Genomic DNA, 482 nt, shown 5'->3' on the forward strand with positions numbered 1-482 from the left:
ATCTTCGGTCCGACGCGCCGGACCAACGACAAACCAGCTCGTACCTACAGCGACATCAGAGCCCGTACGCGGACAGCGGGACTGCTGGTGGAACGCGCACCAGGTGCGACCGTCGCCGCTGAGGACAGCGCGTTGGGCGTGTTCGCCGCGCTGGACTGGGTGCTGCGTCCGGCCGAGCGGCAGACGCCGGTGACGGTGCGGTCGGCCCCGCCTACGCCGAGCTGACCGACCGGCCCGATGACGAGCAGGTCGAGCTGTCGGGCGGCCACCGCAGGATCTTCTAACGCCGCTCACCGCCCACAGAAGGCGGACCACGCGACGACCGCACCTTGCAAGTATCGAGCCCACCGAGTTCCTGCACGAGCAGCTGTCTCAGGCGAGTCCGGGACTATCCACGGGCAGGACGAGGTCACGTCCGCTGACGTGGTGGACGAAGACGGCTACCTCGTGAGCCTTCGTCGGTCAAACTACGCGGTGATCGC

1 protein-coding gene is annotated in these 482 nt (G+C 67.8%); it reads right to left on the minus strand.

Annotated features, from left to right (window positions below; genetic code table 11):
* Positions 1–44: 44 nt before the first annotated feature.
* On the minus strand, positions 45–269 hold the full coding sequence (locus FVA95_RS29410; protein WP_149666948.1) for a hypothetical protein: 225 nt from the start codon (positions 267–269) through the stop codon (positions 45–47).
* Positions 270–482: the final 213 nt, after the last annotated feature.

Origin of the sequence: Pseudonocardia sp. EV170527-09, assembly GCF_008369905.1 — a bacterium.
Classification (GTDB): Bacteria; Actinomycetota; Actinomycetes; order Mycobacteriales; family Pseudonocardiaceae; genus Pseudonocardia.